The sequence below is a fragment of the Corynebacterium sp. H130 genome (assembly GCF_037572395.1).
Lineage (GTDB): Bacteria > Actinomycetota > Actinomycetes > Mycobacteriales > Mycobacteriaceae > Corynebacterium.
Map to the genome: position 1 here is coordinate 54545 of NZ_JBBHLA010000006.1, position 21043 is coordinate 75587.

General features: G+C 60.3%; 22 protein-coding genes. 18 read left to right on the top strand and 4 right to left on the bottom strand.

The annotated features are described in order from the left end of the window. Positions 1–165 precede the first annotated feature (165 nt). The 4 genes from groL (at position 166) to ppk2 (ending at position 3679) form a co-directional block, all read left to right on the top strand. Positions 166–1809 (top strand): chaperonin GroEL, encoded by a 1644-nt coding sequence (gene groL, locus WG939_RS11405; protein ID WP_339985888.1) that lies wholly within the window; start codon positions 166–168, stop codon positions 1807–1809. A 475-nt stretch (positions 1810–2284) separates the two neighbouring features. Next, entirely contained in the window at positions 2285–2506 is a 222-nt protein-coding gene (locus tag WG939_RS11410) for a hypothetical protein (RefSeq protein ID WP_339985890.1), read from the top strand. A gap of 31 nt (positions 2507–2537) precedes the next feature. Then, positions 2538–2672, top strand: coding sequence for a hypothetical protein (locus tag WG939_RS11415; protein ID WP_339985892.1), 135 nt, complete (start codon positions 2538–2540; stop codon positions 2670–2672). A 107-nt stretch (positions 2673–2779) separates the two neighbouring features. Continuing rightward, positions 2780–3679, top strand: a complete 900-nt coding sequence (gene ppk2 / locus WG939_RS11420) for a polyphosphate kinase 2 (protein ID WP_339985894.1) — start codon at positions 2780–2782, stop codon at positions 3677–3679. Between the two features lie 138 nt (positions 3680–3817). Here the strand turns inward: ppk2 and WG939_RS11425 are convergent, their stop codons facing one another. The 3 genes from WG939_RS11425 to WG939_RS11435 all read right to left on the bottom strand — a co-directional run bounded on the left by WG939_RS11425 (position 3818) and on the right by WG939_RS11435 (position 8523). Beyond that, entirely contained in the window at positions 3818–7678 is a 3861-nt protein-coding gene (locus tag WG939_RS11425; protein ID WP_339985896.1) for a Pls/PosA family non-ribosomal peptide synthetase, read from the bottom strand. 2 nt (positions 7679–7680) lie between these two features. Continuing rightward, positions 7681–8133, bottom strand: a complete 453-nt coding sequence (locus tag WG939_RS11430; protein ID WP_339985898.1) for a MarR family winged helix-turn-helix transcriptional regulator — start codon at positions 8131–8133, stop codon at positions 7681–7683. A gap of 102 nt (positions 8134–8235) precedes the next feature. Next, positions 8236–8523, bottom strand: coding sequence for a rhodanese-like domain-containing protein (locus WG939_RS11435; protein ID WP_339985900.1), 288 nt, complete (start codon positions 8521–8523; stop codon positions 8236–8238). 87 nt (positions 8524–8610) lie between these two features. On the opposite strand from WG939_RS11435, the gene WG939_RS11440 reads away from it, so the two are divergent. From WG939_RS11440 to WG939_RS11460, 5 genes are read left to right on the top strand one after another with little or no spacing between them, the layout of a single operon-like run. Beyond that, complete coding sequence (locus WG939_RS11440; RefSeq protein WP_339985902.1) at positions 8611–9228, top strand: DUF4178 domain-containing protein; 618 nt, start codon at positions 8611–8613, stop codon at positions 9226–9228. Positions 9229–9231: 3 nt separating this feature from the next. Next, complete coding sequence (locus tag WG939_RS11445; RefSeq protein ID WP_339985904.1) at positions 9232–9711, top strand: DUF2617 family protein; 480 nt, start codon at positions 9232–9234, stop codon at positions 9709–9711. Continuing rightward, the gene (locus tag WG939_RS11450; protein WP_339985906.1) at positions 9708–10124 is read left to right on the top strand and encodes a DUF4247 domain-containing protein; all 417 of its coding nucleotides are present in this window, start codon (positions 9708–9710) and stop codon (positions 10122–10124) included. The genes WG939_RS11445 and WG939_RS11450 overlap by 4 nt, the downstream gene beginning before the upstream one ends. Positions 10125–10138: 14 nt before the next feature. Next, positions 10139–10564, top strand: coding sequence for a DUF350 domain-containing protein (locus tag WG939_RS11455; RefSeq protein ID WP_339985908.1), 426 nt, complete (start codon positions 10139–10141; stop codon positions 10562–10564). After that, positions 10552–12081, top strand: a complete 1530-nt coding sequence (locus WG939_RS11460) for a polyamine aminopropyltransferase (protein ID WP_339985911.1) — start codon at positions 10552–10554, stop codon at positions 12079–12081. Before WG939_RS11455 ends, WG939_RS11460 begins: the two co-directional genes overlap by 13 nt. 50 nt (positions 12082–12131) lie before the next feature. On the opposite strand, the gene WG939_RS11465 is transcribed toward WG939_RS11460, so the two are convergent. After that, positions 12132–12605, bottom strand: a complete 474-nt coding sequence (locus WG939_RS11465) for an inorganic diphosphatase (RefSeq protein WP_339985913.1) — start codon at positions 12603–12605, stop codon at positions 12132–12134. Between the two features lie 53 nt (positions 12606–12658). Between WG939_RS11465 and dacB the strand changes: the two genes are divergently transcribed. The 9 genes from dacB to WG939_RS11510 all read left to right on the top strand — a co-directional run bounded on the left by dacB (position 12659) and on the right by WG939_RS11510 (position 21040). After that, positions 12659–13903, top strand: a complete 1245-nt coding sequence (dacB, locus tag WG939_RS11470) for a D-alanyl-D-alanine carboxypeptidase/D-alanyl-D-alanine endopeptidase (RefSeq protein ID WP_339985915.1) — start codon at positions 12659–12661, stop codon at positions 13901–13903. Next, positions 13903–14814, top strand: a complete 912-nt coding sequence (gene tilS, locus WG939_RS11475; protein WP_339985917.1) for a tRNA lysidine(34) synthetase TilS — start codon at positions 13903–13905, stop codon at positions 14812–14814. The genes dacB and tilS overlap by 1 nt, the downstream gene beginning before the upstream one ends. Positions 14815–15291: 477 nt before the next feature. Next, positions 15292–15876 carry a hypoxanthine phosphoribosyltransferase gene (gene hpt / locus WG939_RS11480; protein WP_339985919.1) on the top strand — a complete coding sequence of 195 codons (585 nt, stop codon included), beginning with the start codon at positions 15292–15294 and terminating at the stop codon, positions 15874–15876. 94 nt (positions 15877–15970) lie between these two features. Next, positions 15971–18304: an ATP-dependent zinc metalloprotease FtsH gene (gene ftsH, locus WG939_RS11485; RefSeq protein WP_339985921.1), complete on the top strand. Its 2334-nt coding sequence runs from the start codon at positions 15971–15973 to the stop codon at positions 18302–18304. Further along, positions 18297–18875 carry a GTP cyclohydrolase I FolE gene (gene folE, locus WG939_RS11490; RefSeq protein WP_339985923.1) on the top strand — a complete coding sequence of 193 codons (579 nt, stop codon included), beginning with the start codon at positions 18297–18299 and terminating at the stop codon, positions 18873–18875. The genes ftsH and folE overlap by 8 nt, the downstream gene beginning before the upstream one ends. Then, positions 18875–19720: a dihydropteroate synthase gene (gene folP, locus WG939_RS11495; RefSeq protein ID WP_339985925.1), complete on the top strand. Its 846-nt coding sequence runs from the start codon at positions 18875–18877 to the stop codon at positions 19718–19720. The genes folE and folP overlap by 1 nt, the downstream gene beginning before the upstream one ends. A gap of 1 nt (position 19721) precedes the next feature. After that, positions 19722–20093, top strand: a complete 372-nt coding sequence (gene folB / locus WG939_RS11500; RefSeq protein WP_339985927.1) for a dihydroneopterin aldolase — start codon at positions 19722–19724, stop codon at positions 20091–20093. A 3-nt stretch (positions 20094–20096) separates the two neighbouring features. Next, on the top strand, positions 20097–20576 hold the full coding sequence (folK, locus tag WG939_RS11505; protein ID WP_339985929.1) for a 2-amino-4-hydroxy-6-hydroxymethyldihydropteridine diphosphokinase: 480 nt from the start codon (positions 20097–20099) through the stop codon (positions 20574–20576). After that, positions 20576–21040: a DUF3180 domain-containing protein gene (locus WG939_RS11510; protein WP_339985931.1), complete on the top strand. Its 465-nt coding sequence runs from the start codon at positions 20576–20578 to the stop codon at positions 21038–21040. The genes folK and WG939_RS11510 overlap by 1 nt, the downstream gene beginning before the upstream one ends. The last annotated feature ends 3 nt before the right edge of the window (positions 21041–21043 follow it).

Consider the following 21043-nt stretch of genomic DNA (forward strand, 5'->3'; position numbering starts at 1 on the left):
TCGACTGTTCTGACTGCTAAAAACGAGTATTAGCACTTGCATTGCCTAAGTGCCAGGAAACTTTAGCGGGTGAGGTTGGCAACACACTCACCGACCGTGCCGTCGCGGGCGCCCGCTGACTCAGACGTGAGTGTCGTCCTCAACTATCAAGGAGTACATACTTACATGGCTAAGATCATCGCTTTTGATGAAGAAGCACGCCGTGGCCTGGAAAAGGGTCTGAACACCCTGGCTGACGCAGTCAAGGTCACCCTTGGCCCAAAGGGGCGCAACGTTGTTCTGGAGAAGTCTTGGGGCGCCCCAACCATCACCAACGACGGCGTTTCCATCGCTCGTGAGATCGAGCTCGAGGATCCTTACGAGAAGATCGGCGCTGAGCTGGTCAAGGAAGTAGCGAAGAAGACTGACGACGTCGCTGGCGACGGCACCACCACCGCTACCGTTCTCGCTCAGGCACTCGTTCGCGAGGGTCTGCGCAACGTTGCTGCTGGCTCCAACCCAATGGGCATTAAGCGCGGCATCGAGAAGGCTGTGGAAAAGGTTACCGAGCAGCTGCTGTCTACCGCTAAGGAGATCGAGACCGAGGAAGAGATCGCAGCTACCGCCGGCATCTCTGCAGCTGACCCTGCAATCGGCGCTCAGATCGCTAAGGCTATGTACGCCGTTGGTGGCGGCAAGCTGAACAAGGAATCCGTCATCACTGTTGAAGAGTCCAACACCTTCGGCGTTGAGCTCGACGTGACCGAAGGCATGCGCTTCGACAAGGGCTACATCTCCGGTTACTTCGCAACCGACATGGAGCGCCAGGAAGCAGTCCTCGAGGACCCATACATCCTCCTGGTTTCCGCCAAGATCTCCAACATCAAGGAGCTCCTACCACTGCTGGAGAAGGTCATGCAGACCGGCAAGCCACTGCTCATCATCGCTGAAGATGTTGAGGGCGAGGCTCTGTCCACCCTGGTCGTGAACAAGATCCGTGGCACCTTCAAGTCCGTTGCTGTTAAGGCTCCAGGCTTCGGCGACCGCCGCAAGGCAATGCTGCAGGACATGGCTATCCTCACCGGTGGCCAGGTCATCTCCGAGGAAGTCGGCCTTTCCCTGGAGACCGCTGACATTGAGCTGCTCGGCTCCGCACGCAAGGTAGTCATCACCAAGGACGACACCACCATCGTCGAGGGCGCTGGCCAGGCTGCCATGATCGAGGGACGCGTGAACCAGATCCGCGCCGAAATCGAGAACTCCGACTCTGACTACGACCGCGAGAAGCTCCAGGAGCGCCTCGCAAAGCTCGCTGGTGGCGTTGCTGTGATCAAGGTTGGCGCTGCCACCGAGGTTGAGCTCAAGGAGCGCAAGCACCGCATCGAGGACGCCGTCCGCAACGCAAAGGCTGCTGTGGAAGAGGGCATCGTTGCCGGCGGTGGCGTCGCGCTGCTGCAGGCTTCCCACGTGCTTGACGACGACCTCGGCCTTGCGGGTGACGAGGCAACCGGCGTCAAGATCGTCCGCTCCGCGCTCTCTGCTCCGCTGAAGCAGATCGCAGAGAACGCTGGCCTCGAGCCAGGCGTCGTAGCCGACAAGGTTGCTGGCCTTCCTGTGGGCCAGGGCCTGAACGCTGCTACGGGCGAGTATGTCGACCTTATGGCTGCTGGCATCAACGATCCAGTGAAGGTGACCCGTTCTGCACTTCAGAACGCTGCCTCTATTGCAGCGCTGTTCCTGACCACTGAGGCTGTCGTTGCAGACAAGCCTCAGCCTGCAGGCGCGGCTATGCCTGATGCTGATGCTATGGGCGGCATGGGCGGTTTCTAAGCCTTTATATATAAAGGTATCCCGTCTCCCCGGTTGTGCTGGGGAGACGGGATCTTTTTATATGGACATGTCATATAGTGAAAATGCTGCGATCAAGGTTATGACAACACCCCTTTATTAGGGTATTTTGGAAAGTTTTTTCATGTCTGTTCGTGTGGAAAACGCTTAATCGAAAGTGCTTCTGAAGGTGTTACGCCCATCGGGGATATTTCTCTAAAATTCACCTGTCTAGACCCTGTATGGGTGATTCAATTCACTGTGTGATATGTAAAGGTGCTGGTCGTGGCGATTTCTGAAACTCAAGATTGTTTTGCATGGAAAATTGAATCGAATTCAGATTTGACTGAAAGAACTACACGTTTCAGGTTGACCGCTGGAAGAAATGTGCTTTAATTTAACCATGACGTCCTGAGGGGCGTCAGTAACTGGACACTTCACCAGCAACCCGCTGGTGCCTCTCAAGGAGAATATTCTCATGGATCTTTCCCTCATCAAGGATCAGCTCGCTGACTTCGGCACCTTCGTCAAGGAGTCCCTGAACCTCTGGAACGCTGCTCTTGTAGCAATTCCTGAGTTCATCTCCCTCTCCACCTCTGCTGGTTGGGAGAACCTGGTTGACGCTGAAGGCACCAAGGCAGGCTACGATCTCCTGTCCAACGATGGTGGCTTCACCTCTTCCGTCGTTGACGACAAGTAAATCTTTCAAAATCTAACCTAGGAGCTTTAAAATGGCTGAATTCTTCACCGCTCTTTCCCTGGACACCGCAATCATCCTCAACCCATTCATCTCCATCCTTGAGTTCCTTGCTCCTTTCGGCAAGGCTGCTGAGGCTGCTTCCAAGCTGATCGGCCTGCTGCCTTAAGCTTGATTCGCTAACGCGGTTCTGATGAAGAGCCCCCGCCTTGTGCGGGGGCTTTTTCGTGCGCTTTTGACCTGATAGGAAATGGGATTAGAGGGTAGGATTAAGTCATGGCTGAAGCACAAGAGCAGGAATTCCACATCGTTGACCTCGCGGCTACCGAGGGGTATGTAGTCGATGATTCGGACGAGGATGATCCGGTACTTCTTACTCCCGAAGGTGAAGCAATTGACACCTGGCGGGAGAACTACCCATACGACGAGCGGATCACTCGTGAGGAATATGAGCGCACAAAGCGCAAGCTTCAGATTGAGCTGCTGAAGTGGCAGAACTGGACCAAGGAAACGGGCCAGAGGCACATTATCTTGTTCGAGGGCCGTGATGCCGCTGGTAAGGGTGGCACCATCAAGCGCTTCAACGAGCACCTGAACCCTCGTGGTGCGCGCACAGTGGCCCTGGAGAAGCCTTCACCACGTGAATCTACGTCCTGGTACTTCCAGCGCTACATTCAGCACTTCCCGTGCGCAGGCGAGATCGTGTTCTTCGACCGCTCTTGGTACAACCGCTCCGGTGTGGAGCGCGTCATGGGCTTCTGCACCGAATCGCAGCACGCAGAGTTTCTGCGCGAGGTTCCAATGCTTGAGAACATGATTATGGGCTCTGGCATTTCCCTGACCAAGCTCTGGTTCTCTGTGACCCAGAAGGAACAGCGCACCCGCTTCGCCATCCGCCAAGTTGACCCTGTGCGTCAGTGGAAGCTCTCCCCAATGGACCTTGCCTCCCTGGATAAGTGGGACGACTACACCCGCGCCAAGGAAGAACAGTTCCGCTACACGGACACCGATGAATCCCCATGGATCACCATTAAGTCCAACGACAAGAAGCGCGCCCGCCTCAACGCGATGCGCTACGTGCTCTCCAAGTTCGAATACACCGGCAAGGATCACGAACTTGTCGGGGAGCCTGATCCGCTGATCGTGCTTCGTGGTCGCGATCAGATCGGCGACTAAACTCATGAGAAAAGGGCCAACCCGGATGGGTGGGCCCTTTATTTTGTGGGCAAAAACCAAATCTGCACCCTGAAATAAGTGTTTCATTGCTTGAAAACAGTATTTCAGGGTGCAGATTCTGCAACTAGCTACAACAAGCTACGCCACTGGCTCGATCGGATTGCCCTGCCAGGCAGAGGCGGCTGGTACTCGGTCGCCACGCATGACCAGGGATGCTGGGCCAACGGAGGCGTCGATACGCAGCTCGGAAGCTGGCAGTGCGACGGACTGTGGGCCGAGGGTGGCGCCGTCGGCAAGCGTGACGGTGTCCAAGCTCATGACACGGTCCTGGAAGAGGTGGGTTTGCACCACGCAGCCTCGTCCGACGGTCGCACCGCGGCCCACGAAGCACAGGTCGGCCTCAGGGAACCAATAGGACTCGATCCATGCGCCACGGCCGATGTGTGCGCCCAGCAAACGTAGCGCATTGTTGAGTGATCCGGTGCCGAGGTTGTGGTTGAGGTACCACGGCGCAGCGACACCTTCGACGAAAGAGTCCTGGAGCTCATTGAGCCACACAAATCGGGACCATAGTGGGTGATCGGCGGCGCGGATCTGGCCGACGCACGCCCACTTCACCAGCACCGTCACCAGCAGCGCGACCAGGCCGCCGAGCATGAGCACAACGCCACCGAGGGCCCATGCGATCCAGAAGCCGAAGTAGCTCCACAGGAACTGCATGCCTGCCAGCACGGATACGAAGATCAGCGCAGAGGTGATCGGGGCGAGCAGGCGCAGCGTCTCGATGAAACCGCGGGCAGCCTTCACCTTGAAACCCGGGTTGTAGGTCAAGTCTTCGCCGGACTCGGCAGTCACCGCTACGCGGCGTAGGCGCTCCGGAGGAGAACCCCACCAGTTCGAACCAGCGCGCGCCTTCTTCGGGGTCGAAGAGAGCACAGCGACCAGGGAATTCTTGCCCAGCTTGCGTCCAGGGCCTGCAATACCGGAGTTGCCCAGGAAGGATCGCTTGCCGATGCGCGCATGCTCCGTGAGCATCCAGCCACCACCGAGCTCGTAGCCACCGACGAGGGTGTCATCGGCGAGGAAGGAGCCTTCCTTGATCTCAGTCAGCTTCGGGATCATCACCGCAGTGGAAATCTCCGCGTTCTTGCCAATCTTGGCTCCGAGCGAGCGGAACCAAAGAGGCGTGAGCTGCGAAGCATACAACACAAAGAGGTGCGTTCGGGCGTCGTCAAGCACGCGCTCAGTGACCCACAGGCGCCAGCCCTGCAGGCTGCGCACCGGGAACACACCAGGGCGCAGGCCGATACCGACCAGGCGCACGGTGAGCCACACAAACACCAGGTAAGTTGCCATCGCGGACAGAGCGCCGACGGGTGCAAGCGCTAGCGCCCAACCAAGAGCCTCGAGAGGGGAGAGCTCGCGAACGAGGTTTGGGGAAACCATGATGAGCATCGCGACAGATAGCGCGGCCAACGGAATCAAGCTGAGCAGCAATGACGTCATGCCATACAGCGCAACCCAGTAGCTGCGGCGCGGCGGATGTTCGTCGGGGAAACGGTGCTTGGAACGGCCGACCTTGCCGGCAGGGGAGCCGGACCAGCGAGCGCGCGCTTTGACTGGCTTGTGCGCGGTCACACAGGAGCCGGCCTCGATGTGGGCATCCTCGCCGATCACAGCACCCGGCAGCAACGTGGAGCGGGAGCCGATGCGGGCGTTGGCACCGATCGTGATGGCGCCAACGTGCACCTTGTCGCCCTCCACCCAATATCCAGTGAGGTCTACCTCGGGTTCCACAGAAGCGTGGTCGCCGAGTGTAAGCAATCCGGTAACCGGTGGCAGCGTGTGCAGATCAACCTGCTTGCCGATCTTCGCGCCGAGCAATCGGGCATAGGTGAGAATCCAGGTCGCACCAGAAATACTGGTGGCTCCGGAGGTCTCGGCCAGACGTTCGGCAGCCCAAATGCGTAGGTGCACGGAGCCACCACGTGGGTAGGTGCCTGGCTCGATGCGTCCGCGCACAAGTCGGATGAGCAGCGCGCCAAGTGGCAGGCGTCCAATAGGGGTAAAGAATGTCACTACCAGCACGATCAGCAGCCAGAGTGGCAAGGAAAGCGCCCAGCTGACGCCGGCGAGGCCGAGCACCCAGTTGAGTACGGCAAGGCCGGTCATCCACTGTGCAGCGAACAGGGTCATCGCTGGGATCTGCACCAGGAACTGGGCCAGGCGGGTGCCCATGCTCACCGGTCGCACGGCAGATTCTTGGGTGGTCGCGGTGGCCACGCCGGCCTCAGCGGCGATCTGATCGACCTTCTCTGCCAGCAATTCAAGGCGCGGGTGATCGTAGAGGTCGCGCACGGACACGGTTGGCACGCGGTCTCGAATGGCGCCTACTAAAGTAGCAGCAGCCAGGGAGGTGCCGCCGAGCTCGAAGAAGTCTGCCTTCTTGTCGCTCACCGAAACGCCGAGGGTATCCACCCACAATTGCGCCAGCCAGGACTCGGTCTCCGTCAGGCCCTGGGCCTCAACGGCGGTGCCCGGAAGTGGCCACGGCAGCGCCTTCTTGTCCACCTTGCCGGAGGTGCGAACTGGCAGGTCATCCATCACGTGGATGCGCGGAACGAGCGCGGCCGGCATGATGTCCGCCAAGGTAGCGTGCGCGATAGCGTGGTCGAACTCCTGGGAGGCATCTTCCAAGGAAACGTAGCCGACAAGCACCTTGTCGCCAGCGCCCGTGGTTTGCACGGCCACTGCGGACTGACGCACGTTCGGCAGGGAAGCAACGCCAGCTTCTACCTCGCCGAGCTCAATGCGCCTACCACCGATCTTGACTTGGTCGTCGACGCGCCCGACAAAGTACAGCCCGTCTTTCTCCAGGCGCACGTGGTCGCCGGAACGGTATGCCCGCTCCCAACCAACGCTCGGCATTGGCGCGTATTTCTCCGCGTCCTTTTCCGGGTCGAGGTAGCGCGCGAGGCCCACACCGCCGATGACCAGCTCGCCGACCTCGCCCACCGCAACGGGTTGCTCTTGCTTATCGACGACCACCAGGTCCCATCCAGCCAGCGGCAGGCCAATGCTGACTGGCTTGCCTGGCTCCATGGTCGTGGCGCAGGCAACCACGGTCGCTTCCGTCGGGCCATAGGTGTTCCACACTTCGCGATCCGCCGTAGCCAGTTTCTCCACCAGTTCTGGCGGGCAGGCTTCGCCTCCGAAAATCAGCAGGCGAACGTTATCCAGCGCTTCTGCCGGCCACATGCCGGCCAGGGTTGGAACGGTGGACACGACGGTAATGTCTCTGCGGATCAGCCATGGGCCGAGGTCCATGCCGGAGCGAACGAGGGAACGGGGCGCTGGCACGAGGCAGGCGCCGTGTCCCCACGCGAGCCACATTTCCTCGCAGGAGGCGTCGAAGGCGACGGACAGGCCGGCGAGAACGCGGTCATCGGGACCCAGCGGTGCATCCTGCAGGAACATTTGCGCTTCGGCATCCACGAAAGCGGCGGCGCTTCGGTTGGACACGGCCACGCCCTTGGGCTTGCCGGTGGAGCCGGAGGTGAAGATGATCCAGGCATCGTTGTCCAGGTGCGGGCGGTCGGTGTCGCCTTCCGGGTTAAGGTGCTTGATCGTCAGTCCAGCGTCCGTGAAGATGGCGTTGACGTTTGCTTCCTCAAACACGGTGGCGGCGCGCTCGTCTGGGTCGTCGGCGTCCACCGGGACATAGGCTGCGCCGGCTGCGATGGTGCCGAGGATCGCCAGGTACAGATTCTTCGTGCCGGAGGACATGCGGACGCCGATGCGGTCGCCACGGCGAATGCCATGCTCGTGCAGGTGAGCCGCGAGGGTATCGACTTCCTCCATCAGCTCGGAGTAGGTCAAGATTGTGCCGTCGTCAATCGCGGCAGCTTCCGGGTACTTGTTGGCTGTGTCCTGGAGTAATTCGTACAGAGTGCGGGGCGCAGGCGCGTGAGGGCTGCGCAAATACTGGGAAGGAATCACAGCTACTGAGGAGCCTCCTCAGTGACGATGACCGTTGTGGCGAGCTTGCGCAGGTGCTTGAGCTGCTTCTCGGTGGAATCGTTGAGAACACGGCCTTCTGCCTCGCTGACAAGCGCAGTCAACTCGACGTGCGCGTTCTTGCCCTTCTTGGTGGCAGCTACGATCTGGCGGCGGCGATCCTTAGGGTCGCGCTCCCGCTTGGCCCAGTTGTTCTTCTCTAGGGCGTCGATAAGGCGCACCATGTCGGAGGCGTCGATCGCGAGCAGTTCGCCGAGGGAAACCTGGCTGGAGGCGGAGGCCTCGATGAGGCAGGTGAGCACCCAGTATTCGCGCAGGGTGGTGTTCTTGGCGCTGAGGGCTGCTTCGACCTCGTCGCGGGTGCGACGGCGCAGGCGCTCCAACTGGAAGGATGGGGACTCCAGGAGCGTAGATGGGATTTCCAAAGGCGTAGTCATAGCCTTATGTTAAACCCCAAAGGTTATTTTGTTAAATCATTGGTGGATATCCACTATTAGTGTGAAAGAAGGGGTTTCTGTCAAGCAGAAACCCCTGGTTGCTTAAGCCGTCGGCAAGCCTTCTGCTACCCACGCGTCCGTGCCGCCCTCAACGTTGATGACGTCAAAACCAGCGTTTTCCAGGTACTGGCCCACCTGCGCGGAGCGGCCACCGCTCTTGCAAATGACAAAAACTTCGCGGTCCTTATCGATCGAATCAACAAAAGACATGAAATTGGACATCGGCATGTTCACGGCGGTCGCAGCGTGCACGGCGGCGAATTCGTCGACCTCGCGGACGTCGATCAGCTGGGCGTCGGCAGGAACTTCCTTAACAGTGGTGGTACGCATAGTTTTCCTTTCATCGAAAATGTCTGTTGTCACAAGTTTATCGATTATGTAGTGCAGCAGCTCTGGCAAACTAATAGAGTCATGGGCATGACTTCTGGTTTTATCTTCCTTTCGGTGCTCGGCGTCGTTGCTGCAGCCGCCGCAATTTACTTCTTCGTCTCCGCGTCCAAAGTCGATGACGGACTCGAGCAGCCACAGAAGTTCCACCAAGACCCACTCAAGGACGTGGTGGGCGCCGACCAGTTCGGGCCACAGAACATCGCGCCAGGTGCCATCATCTCCAAGGGCGGCAAGGACTACGTCGTTCGTGGCACCTTGACGCTGCGCCAAGGTCCATATGTCTGGTGGGAGCACCTTCTCGACGGCGGCGACGGCACCGAATGGTTCGGCGTGGAAGTTGACGAAGGCCAGCTCAACCTCACCTGGTGGAAGACACAGAAGGGCGCAGGCATCAGCCCGGATTCTTCTGTCACCTTTAACGGCATCACCTACCTCGAGCAGGAGCGCGGCCACGCGACCTACGAATCCCTCGGCACCACCGGCCTGCCTGAGCGTGGCGAAATGCGCTACATCGACCTTGCGGACATGAGCGGCAACCAGCTGCTCGGCTTTGAAGGCTGGGCAAACAACGAATCTTGGGAAGTCTCCACCGGCACCACGATCCTGCCGGGTGAACTCATGGTGTACCCAGCACCTAAGGTATAGACCATGCTCCTCACCCTCGAATGCCCGACAGCCGACGTCAGTGCCTTTGACCTCGGTGTCGCTTTCGACGGCCCCCTACCCGAAATCCTGGCCGAGCGAACAATCACCCACGGGGATTCGAGCTTGCACCTCGGGATTATTGGCGCGTCCCATGTTGCAACCGTGACGCATCCGCGCGGTAGCTTCCGGGAAGAGATCTCCTGCTTCGCCGGAAAGCCCGGCAGCCTAGTATCGCAGCAGCGAACAGGATACGAGCTTCAGGCGTCGATAAGGCGCTGCGCCGACTTCGAGGCGGAAGCGGGGCGAGTCCTGGAGCTCGCCGAGGATCCGGACTGGCTGTTCGCGCGTTTCCCAGGGCTCGGCCCCTTCCATGTCACCGCGGTGACGGGGCGGTGCGAGGAACAAACGTGGGTGTGGGAAACATTTCACTTGTATCCGGAAGAAGAAATCATCGTTAAGACAGTAAGTAGGTATCGGTCATGAGCGCGTACATGCGCCGAATCATCGGCGGGTTCTTCGCATTCCTCGCCGTGTTTAGCCTGATGGGAGCGTGCATGATTGGGCCAACGAACAGTGGGCGTTACTCCAACGCTAACTACGGCACGTACCCGTGCGAGGGCGATATTCAAAAGGTAGCCAGTGACATCGCGGCGAAGGACCGGCCACAGGCTCGGCAGTTCGACCCGAAGACGGGCACTGAGTACCTGCGGTACCGCAAGCGCTTGGTCACGGTGTCCAAATCTGGCCCAACCGGCTGCGAAATCAAGGTGGAGAACCTCGACCGAGTCTCCGGTGGTGGTCTGATCTGGCTCGGACCTGGCTTTAGCCCAGGCTCCCCATCTGGCTCGTCGGGCGGATCCTCTGGATCCGGCGGTTCTGGTACAGGCGTTAAATAAACAAAGGAAAACTCATGGCCCCTGATTTGCTCATCGAAGTCCGTGACACTCTCGTCTACTTCGTCCTGTCCCTCTTCGTCCTCCTCGCAGGCTTCGGGATGTTGGACCTGCTCACCCCTGGCAAGCTCTACCGGGCGGTGTTCGTCGACCATCTGCCAAATGCTGCTGCCGTCGCCATTGCGCAGCAGGTCGGCCTCGGCATCATCGTGGTCACCGCTGTGCTCGGCTCCCCGGAATCCCTAATTGAGGGAATTTCCGAGGTCGTGGTCATTGGTCTGCTCGGTGTCGTGCTGCAGGCTGTCGCCCTCATCGTCATGGAGCTGCTTATCCCTGGTCGTTTCCGCGATCTCATTCTTGACCGCAAGCTCCGCGCCGGCGCCGTTACCTGCGCAGTGATGCTCGTCGTGATTGCTGCTGTGAATGCTGCATGTCTGACGTAAGTGGCAGATGGTGGCGCTTCTTCCTGCTGATCTCTGTAGGAATCTGCGCTGCCTCCGGCCTCATCTACGAGCTCGCCCTCCTCACGCTCTCCACCAGCCTCAACGGTGGCGGGGTAGTGGAAACCTCCCTGATCGTGGCCGGCTACGTGGCGGCTCTCGGTGCGGGCGCGCTCTTTGCTAAACCTTTTCTTCGCTGGCCAGGCATCTCCTTCCTCGTGGTGGAGACCCTGCTCGGTCTTATCGGTGGTGTCTCCGCCCTCGTCCTCTACATCGTCTTCGCCACCCTCGGCCAGTCAGTGGTGGTGTTGGTGATCGCCACCTTCCTGATCGGCGCGCTGGTGGGCATGGAAGTGCCCCTGCTCATGACGCTCATCCAGCAGGGCAAGCTTGCCGACGCGCGCAGCGTCGGCTCCCTCCTGGCAACCCTGAACTTTGCCGACTATCTCGGCGCATTGATCGGCGGCCTCGTTTGGCCATTTCTGCTTCTGCCACAGCTCGGAATGATGCGGGGCACCCTGGCGGCAGGCATGGTCAACTTGGCGGCTGCGCTGTTCATTGCTGTGGTACTGCTGCGCAAGACTTTGCCGCTGCGGGCCTTTTGGAGCTCTGTCATCGCGCTCGTCCTGGCCTTGGCATTGCTCATTGTGCTGCTGATCAAAAGCAACGGAATCGTGGAAACGGCCCGTGCTGCGCTCTACCGCGATCCGGTGATCTACGCTCAGCAGTCCGACTACCAAGACATTGTGGTCACACGCAAAGGCGTGGATCGGCGACTGTACCTGAACGGTGGCCTGCAGTATTCCAGTCGCGACGAGTACCGCTACACCGAGTCCCTGGTGTACCCCGTTCTCACTCCGGACGTGAAGAATGTGCTGGTGATTGGGGGAGGCGACGGCCTTGCTGCCCGCGAGCTTCTCAAGTTCGGGGTCCCATCGATTACCCAGGTGGAGCTGGATCCTGCGGTCGTTGATGTCGCCAACACGGTCCTGCTGGAAGACAACGGCGGCGCCCTCATGGATCCGCGCGTGAGGATCCTGAACGAGGACGCCTTCACCTGGCTACGCGCCGGCGGGGAGGGCGCGCATTACGACGCCATCATCATCGATCTCCCCGACCCCGACAACCCGACCCTGGCCCGGCTGTATTCGGAAGAGTTCTACACGCTGGCGCTCGCCCGGCTCGCAGATGGCGGGCGCATGGTTGTCCAAGCATCAAGCGCGTACACCACTCCTGATGTGTTCTGGCGCGTGAACTCGACGCTGAAATCCGCTGGTTGCGAGAACGTCATCCCGTATCACACCCACGTGCCCACCTTCGGCGACTGGGGTTTCGCCCTGTGCGGGCCAAGTCTTGAGATGCCACCGGCATCCGGGCTGCGTTACCTGACCCCCGAAGTCCTAGCAGCCTCCGCCGTGTTTGGGCTGGACAATGGGCCCCGAGATTTGGAACCTTCGACCCTTGATCGGCCGTTCATCGTGGAAGACCTGCGACGCGGATACCGGCAAGCCGGCGAATAAAGCGAAAGGCTCCGTTTCGCCAAGGAAACGGAGCCTTTTGCAGTGCTTATTTACTTGAAGCGAGCGATGGCCTCTTCGAGGATCTTCTCTGCCTCAGCCTTGTCGCCCCAGCCAGAGCCGGTGACTTCCTTGTTTGGCTCGAGGTCCTTGTAGTGAACGAAGAAGTGCTCGATCTCGTCCTTCATGAAGTCAGAGACATCGGAGATGTCCTGGAGGTGGTTCCAGCGGACGTCGTCGATGACGCAGAGGAGCTTGTCGTCGCCGCCAGCCTCGTCGGTCATCTTGAACACGCCGAGTGGGCGAGCCTTGACGATCACGCCAGGGAACACTGGCTCAGGCAGGATGACCAGTGCGTCGAGTGGGTCGCCGTCTTCGCCGAGGGTGTGGTCGATGAAGCCGTAGTCCAGCGGGTATGCCATTGGGGTGAACAGGTAGCGGTCCAGGTAAACCTTGCCGGTCTCGTGGTCAACTTCGTACTTGTTGCGGGAGCCCTTTGGGATCTCGATGGTTACTTCAATGCTCATGCGCGCTCCTAAGCTTGCGTCGGTTTTTACACCATTCATAGTAACCTAGTGGGGTGTTCAAAAAGGTTGGGTGGATCACTGCGGTCGTCGTGACGGCCACGAGCGTTGCTGGCTTAGCGACGGCAGCAGTCCTGAACACCCAACCCGAAATAGCTCCCCCTGCTCAGTTACCCCAAGCAACCAGGGAATTTTCTCCTGTGGTGGGGCAGCCGGCGGACGTCGAGAAGCTGCGTGCGCGGTTGGACGCTGCAGCGGCGGACCCACGGCTCGGCAAGTTGAGCGGTGTGGTGCGGGATCCTTCCGGCAACGTTGTCTGGGAGCGGGGCGCGAGCGATCCGGCCAAGCCGGCGTCCACCACGAAGGTTCTCACCGCAGCGGCTGCGCTGCTCACACTGGACCTTGACGATCGCATCGAGACGCAGGTTGTGCGCACCGAGCCCGGGACCGTGGTTATTCGGGCGGCGGGCGATGTGATGATGACGGACAAGCAACTCGATTCGCTTGCCCAACAGATCGGCACGGCGGATACCGTGCTCATCGATACTTCAGTCTGGTCAAATGACACCTTCCTGGAAAGCTGGGGCAAGGAAAACATTGGTGCAGGTTTCATCGCACCGATGGAACCCGCGATGCTGTACGGCGGCCGAATTGGTGGCACTCGTGGCGACCTGCCCAGGTCCACCACTCCAGCTGCGGATGTCGCGGCTGCGCTGGCCAAACGACTGGGCGCAAATTCTGGCACCGGCACCGCGCCCCAGGGCGCCGAAGTTGTTGCTTCCGTGAAGTCCGAGCCACTGTGGCAGCGCCTGGAAACCATGATGGAAGACTCCGACAACGTCATGGCCGAAGCGATCGGCAGGGAAGTAGCGCTCAAACGCGGCACCGGAAACACCGTTGGAGCTGCAGTTCAGGCAACCCAAGATGCGCTGAAAGAGGCAGGCTTTGACCTCACCGGACTGGACCTGAAAGACAACTCGGGCCTTTCCGAAACCAACTACAACACCCCGCGCCTGCTCTGCGACATCCTCGACCGCGCCACCCGCGACGCAAAGTTGCGCCCGCTCCTCGACACTCTTCCGATCGCTGCGGCCAACGGCACCCTCGAAGGCCGCTACCATGACCTCCCTGGCCAAGGCTGGGTACGCGCCAAGACCGGCACCCTCACTGGCGTTTCCGCCCTCGCCGGCACCGTAACGGCCGCTGACGGAAACACCTATACCTTCGCCCTGCTCTCCAACGACTCCGAGATCCTCGCAGCTCGCGCCGGGCTCGACGATTTCGTCTCCACCCTGCGCTAATGCCAGTCAACTACCCGCGCCACAGTCCGGCCTTCCTAAAGCTGCGCGTGGCTGTGCGTGCCTACGCTACCGACGAACCAGTGACCATTGGATTGTCCGGAGGTGCCGATTCTCTAGCGCTCGTGGCGGCAGCCCTCGTGGAAAACGTGCCGGTCACAGCAGTCGTGGTTGACCATGGGCTCCAGCCGGGGTCAGCCAGTGTCGCTGCTACCGCAGCTGAGCAGGCAATTCAGTGGGGAGCACTTGCGGAAATCGTTACCGTTCGTGTTACCGGTTCCAGCGGGATGGAGGCTGCAGCCAGGCAAGCGCGCTACGAAGCCCTCGCCTCTTTCAGACATCCCATCTGGACCGCGCACACCATGGATGACCAGGCGGAAACCTACCTGCTCGGAGCCTTAAGAGGCAATCCCACCGGAATGCTCGCCGTATCTAATTGGGATGACACGCCACTGGTCCGGCCACTGCTCAGCGTGCGCCGCACCGACACCCGCCTCGCGTGCGATGAGCTGGGAGTTGAGCCCTGGGATGACCCGCATAATGAGGCAATGGATTTTCGTCGCGTAGCGATCCGCCAGCGCGCGATCCCACTCCTCGAAGACATCAACGACGGCCCCGCCGTACCCGCCCTCGCACTCGCCGCCTCCCGCGCCGCGCTTAGCGCCGACCTCCTCGACTCCCTCGCCAACCCAAACGCAACCGTTCCCGAACTCGCCGCAATGCACCCCGCCGTCCGAAGTGCGAGCATCGCCGCCAAGCTTCTCGACGCCAACTGCAGCCCTTCCCATGCCTCGATCAGTGCCATTGAACAGCTCATCACCAACTGGAAAGGGCAAGGGCCAGTCGCGATCGGCGGAACCGCAGGAAAACGAGTGTGGCTCAAACGCCTAGGGGACCAGCTGGTTGTTGAGTGAGCGTTAGCCGAATCTGCACCCTGTAAGTGCTGGATTCTGTGGGTTTTGGTGCTTTGGAGGGTGCAGATTTTGTTTAGGTCGGGAATCTGCACCCTGTAATGCGTGATTTCGTGAGTTTTGATGCTTTGGAGGGTGCAGATTCTGCAACAACCGTAAATCTGCACCCTGCTATTGGGGAAAACGGTGCCTTGAGGTGCTTTGGAGGGTGCAGATTTTGTTTAGGTCGCGAATCTGCACCCTGTAATGCGTGATTTCGTGAGTTTTGGTGCTTTGGAGGGTGCAGATTCTGTGCCGGCCACAAATCTGCACCCTGATATTCAGGAAAACGGTACTTTGGGGTGCTTTGGAGGGTGCAGATTCTGCAACAACCGTAAATCTGCACCCTGAAATTGCTTTAAGCGAGAATTCTTGGTGCTTTGGGGTAAAAAGTGGCAAGCTGGCAGATAACTATTGTTCGTTCCATACGCTAGGACTGACATGCACGATAAGAAGGACTTCAACGTTCCCGCCAACCGCTACGGAGAAGATGTCGAAGCTGTCCTGATTGATGAGGTCACGCTTCACACCCGTATCCAGGAGCTCGCTGACAAGGTGTCGGAGGCATATAAGGATGAGGATGAAGATCTGATCCTTGTGTGCGTGCTCAAGGGAGCTGCGCTGTTCTTGACGGATTTCGCGCGTGCGCTGTCTATTCCTAGCCAGATGGAGTTCATGGCTGTGTCCTCTTACGGCAATTCCACTAGCTCTTCTGGCGTGGTGCGCATCCTGAAGGATTTGGATCGCGACATTGAAGGCCGCAACGTCATCATTGTCGAGGACATCATCGATTCTGGCCTGACTCTTTCCTGGCTGATCAAGAATCTGCAGAACCGTAATCCAAAGTCCCTCGAGGTAGTGTCCCTGCTCCGCAAGCCTGAGGCTGTGAAGGCGAAGGTTGACCTGTTCGACGTCGGCTTTGAGATCCCTAATGAGTTCGTCATTGGCTACGGGCTCGACTACGCCGAGCGTTATCGCGATCTGCCGTTCGTCGGCACGCTGCACCCTCGCGTCTACTCCAACTAGTCAGCACCCCTTCGACCACGGGAACTTTTTGCCCGTGGTCGTTCGTTGTGCAAAGAAGAAAATGTTCAAAAGTGAAAGGGTCCGCCGGTAATCGATGGATAACAAGAAACTGCTTCGATACGGCGCCATCGCCGCGATCTTCCTGATCGCAATGTTCAGCATCACCCTGCTGACCAGCGATTCCCGTGGCTTCCAGAAAGTCGACACCAGCATCGCGCTCCAGCAGCTCGATGCCAAAAACGTCAAAGAAGCGCGTATCGACGACCGCGAGCAGCGCGTCCGCCTGGAACTGAAAGAGCCCATCAAGGTCGAAGAACGCGAAGGCGTATCCAAGGTCATCGCCGATTACCCGGCCCGCACCGCGCCAGTGATCTTTGACAAGGTCTCCCAGTCTGAGGCCGAGAAGTACAACACCAAGGTCACCAGGGACACCTTCCTCGGTTCTATGGTGCAGTTGCTCCTGCCGATGCTGCTGTTCTTCGCCCTCATCATGTTCGTGATGACCCGCATGCAGGGTGGCGGAATGGGCATGTTTGGCTTCGGTGGTTCCCGTGCCAAGGAGCTCACGAAGGACATGCCGACGAATACGTTCGCGGACGTAGCTGGCGCGGACGAGGCCGTCGATGAGCTGCAGGAAATCAAGGACTTCCTGCAGGACCCTTCTCGCTACGAGGCGCTGGGCGCCAAGATCCCACGCGGCGTACTGCTGTACGGCCCTCCGGGCACCGGTAAGACTCTGCTGGCTCGTGCCGTCGCAGGTGAAGCTGGCGTTCCGTTCTACTCCATCTCCGGCTCTGATTTCGTGGAGATGTTCGTCGGCGTGGGCGCATCTCGCGTGCGCGACCTGTTCAAGCAGGCGAAGGAAAACAGCCCGTGCATCATCTTCGTCGATGAGATCGACGCCGTCGGTCGCCAGCGTGGCGCCGGCATGGGCGGTGGCCACGATGAGCGTGAGCAGACCCTGAACCAGCTACTCGTGGAAATGGACGGTTTCGGTGATCGCCAGGGCGTCATCCTCATGGCAGCCACGAACCGCCCAGACATCCTGGACCCAGCACTGCTGCGCCCTGGCCGCTTTGACCGCCAGATTCCTGTGACGAACCCTGACTTCAAGGGCCGTGAGGCGATCCTGAAGGTGCACTCCAAGGGCAAGCCGTTTGCCAAGGACGTGGACATCACCGCGCTGGCTAAGCGCACCGCAGGTATGTCCGGCGCTGACCTAGCGAACGTCCTCAACGAGGCCGCGCTGCTCACCGCTCGCGTTGGTGGCAATGTGATTACTGCCGACGCATTGGAGGAAGCGACCGACCGCGTCATCGGTGGTCCGCGTCGTTCTTCCAAGGTCATCTCCGAGCACGAAAAGAAGGTGACGGCCTACCACGAGGGTGGCCACACCATCGCTGCGTGGGGCATGAAGAACATCGAGTCCATCTACAAGGTCACCATCCTGGCCCGTGGCAAGACTGGTGGTTTCGCCATGACCGCCCAGGAAGATGACAAGGGCATGTACACCCGCGACGAACTCTTCGCGCGCATTGTCTTCGCCATGGGCGGACGCTCCGCTGAAGAACTCGTGTTCGGCGCACCAACCACCGGCGCATCCAACGACATCGAGCAGGCCACCCGCATCGCCCGCGCGATGATCACCGAGTACGGCATGAGCCCGGAAATCGGCACCGTCAAGTACGGCGAAGAGCAGGGCGATCCATTCTCTGGCCGCGGTGGCGGCGGAATCTTCGATCCTTCCGAGTCCGTCCAGGCAACCATCGATGAGCAGACCCGCTACCTGGTGAACAAGGCTCACCAAGTCGCCTACGACATCCTGCGCGAAAACCGCCACTACCTGGACAAGCTGGCCGAGAAGCTCCTGGAGAAGGAAACCCTGCGTCGCCCAGACCTCGAGGTGATCTTCGAGGGACTTGAGCCTCGCGACGCCCTGGAAGTATTCCCTGGCGAAACCGCAAACTTCCCGGCCCAGATCGGCTTCGAGCCAGTAAAGACCCCAGTTGAGCTCGCTATTGAGCGCGGCGAGGAACCACCTAAGCGCTTCTCCATTCTCGAGGCTTCCCGCGCTGCGCGTGAAAAGCGCCAGAAGGAACTCGAGGCACAGGGCAAGCTCCCACAGGGCAACGCTGTGCCGGTAGCTCCACAGCAGCCGGACGTCCAGGCCCCAACCTATGGTGGCACCCCGCCACCTGCCGACTGGTCTGCCCCAGGCTGGCCTCCGCGCAACGATGCCAACAACCCATACGCACAGCAGGCGCAGCAGCACCCAGGCATGAGCAACTATGCACCTGATGCGCAGCCTGCCCCTCAAGGCCCTAAGCACCAGGCGCCAAGCGCAGCCCCAACAGAGGAAATCGGTTTCCGCCTGCCAGACAATGAGCAGCCTGACCACAAGGAGCGCGAGGACAACAAGGATGACTAATCCACAGTTCGACCAAGCGCGCGCCGAAGCCGCAGTGCGTGAGCTGCTGATCGCGGTAGGCGAGGACCCAGACCGCGAAGGCCTGAAGGAAACCCCAGCCCGTGTAGCCCGGGCCTACCAGGAAGTGTTCTCTGGCCTGCACGTAGACCCTACTGAAGTGTTGTCCAAGACCTTCTCCGAGGACCATCGCGAACTCGTCCTTGTCCGCGATATTCCGATCTACTCCACCTGCGAACACCACTTGGTGCCGTTCTTCGGCAAGGCCCACATCGGCTACATTCCGGGCAAGGACGGCAAGGTCACTGGCCTGTCCAAGCTTGCTCGCCTGGTTGATCTGTATGCCAAGCGACCACAGGTGCAGGAGCGCCTGACTTCGCAGGTGGCGGACGCTCTCGTCGACAAGCTCGGTGCGCACGCCGTCATAGTCGTGATTGAGTGCGAGCACCTGTGCATGGCGATGCGTGGCATCCGCAAGCCGGGCGCCGTCACCACCACTTCCGCAGTCCGCGGTGGTTTCCAGACCAGCGCTGCATCGCGCGCGGAAGTCCTCAGCCTGATTCGAGGTGCATAATGCGAGTCGCCGATCTCACCATTCCGGGCCGCTGCGCGGTCATGGGAATTGTGAACGTGACGGAGGATTCCTTTTCTGACGGTGGTCGCTACATTGACGTCGACAAGGCAATTGCCCACGCGCACGAGCTGATCGCGGCAGGCGCGGACATCATCGACATCGGCGGCGAATCAACCCGCCCGGGCGCCACCCGCGTCGATGCCGAGGTGGAGCGCGATCGCGTGGTGCCAGTGATCAAGGCCCTCGCCGCCGACGGCATCCGCACATCCGTGGACACCATGCGGGCATCCGTCGCGCTCGCCGCCGCTGATGCAGGCGTCTCCTTGCTTAACGACGTCTCCGGTGGCCTCGCTGATCCCGACATGTATCGCGTCATGGCAGACACTGACCTGCCTGTGTGCCTCATGCACTGGAAGACCGTGCGCTTCGGCGACGCCGCCGGTACAGCCCACACCAGCGGAGACGTTGTCGAGGACGTGCACAACGTGTTCAAGGTGCTGGTCGACAACGCCCTGAAAGCCGGTGTGAAGGAAGACCAGATCACTCTTGATCCGGGCCTTGGCTTTGCCAAGTCTGCCGCCGACAACTGGGCGTTGCTGAAGGCGTTGCCCGAGTTCGTGGCGGGCGACTATCCGATCTTGGTCGGTGCGTCCCGCAAGCGTTTCCTCGCGGGAATTCGCCAGGACCGCGGGATCGAACTAGCCTCGCCAGTAGAGGCCGACCCTGCCACGGCAGCCGTCACCGCCATTTCTGCCCAAATGGGCGCCTGGTGCGTGCGCGTGCACGAGGTTGGGGTTTCGCGCGACGCAGTGGACGTGGCCGCGCGCTGGAATGCAGGGGAGTGACATGGCGGATCGTATCGAGCTCAAGGGCCTCGAATGCTTTGGCTACCACGGCGTTCTTGACTCCGAGAAGGAAGCCGGGCAGCACTTCTACGTCGACGCCACATGCTGGCTCGATTGCGCCCCCGCCGCCGCCTCCGACGATCTCACGCTCACACTCAACTACGCCGAGCTGGCCGAACTGATTCATACCATCGTCACCGGCGAGCCACGCGACCTCATCGAAACCGTGGCCACCGAAATCGCCGACACGGTAATGGATCGCTACGACTTTCTCCACGCCGTGGAAATCACGATCCACAAGCCATCGGCCCCGATCCCTCTGACTTTCGCCGACGTCGCTGTAGTAGCGCGTCGCTCCCGCAACCGGAGGTAGAACGTGCGCGCTGTGCTTTCCATCGGTTCAAACATGGACAATCGCGAGGCCCTGCTGCGCAGCGCCTACGACTACTTCCAGCCAGAACTCGTCGTCGCCTCCAGCATTTATGCCACGCCGCCTTGGGGGCCGGTCTCCCAGAACGATTTCCTCAACGCGATCCTCATCATCGACACCGACCGCACTCCTCGCCAACTGCTGGACGCCGCGCACGAGGTAGAGAACGCGGCCGATAGGCGTCGAGAAGTGCGGTGGGGGCCGCGCACCCTGGACGTCGACATCGTGCACTGCCTTATCGACGGCATCGAAGTTCGCTCCGATGACCCCGTGCTCACCTTGCCCCATCCCTACGCCCACGAGCGGGCGTTCGTCCTCGTGCCGTGGCTGGAAGCCGATCCTTCGGCGACCCTGGGAGACGTGGCTGTCGCTGACCTGGTTGGTGGCATGTATACCGCCGAGGTGAAAAAGGTGGGGGAGTTCTGATGAAGCAAACTTCGGTCGGAGTTCTTGTCGGAGCCTTTGTCTTCGTTGCGTGCGCAGCTGCGATTTTGACGTGGGGTTTTTACGGCGAACTTGTTTCCCCCTCGCCAGGTGCTTCGCTGATGCTGTGGATACTGGCTGCCGTGTGCGTATTTCTCGCCGCCACGATGAAGGACCGGAAGGAACGCGGCGCAATCGGGATGGATCGCTCCCAGCTCAGCCCGCTGCGGGCCGCGCAATACTTGGTGATCGCGAAAGCTTCGGCATGGACCGGTGCCCTGGTAGGTGGGGCTTACGCCGGCATGGCAATGTACGTGCTGCCACACTATGGTCAGCTTGCTGCCGCAGCCGAGGACACGCCGGGCGTCATCGCCTCCGCATTGGGCGGAATCGCACTGAGCGCTGCGGGTATTTATCTAGAACGACACTGCGAAACCCCACCGCCTACCGACGCAGAGCCTGCCTAGCAG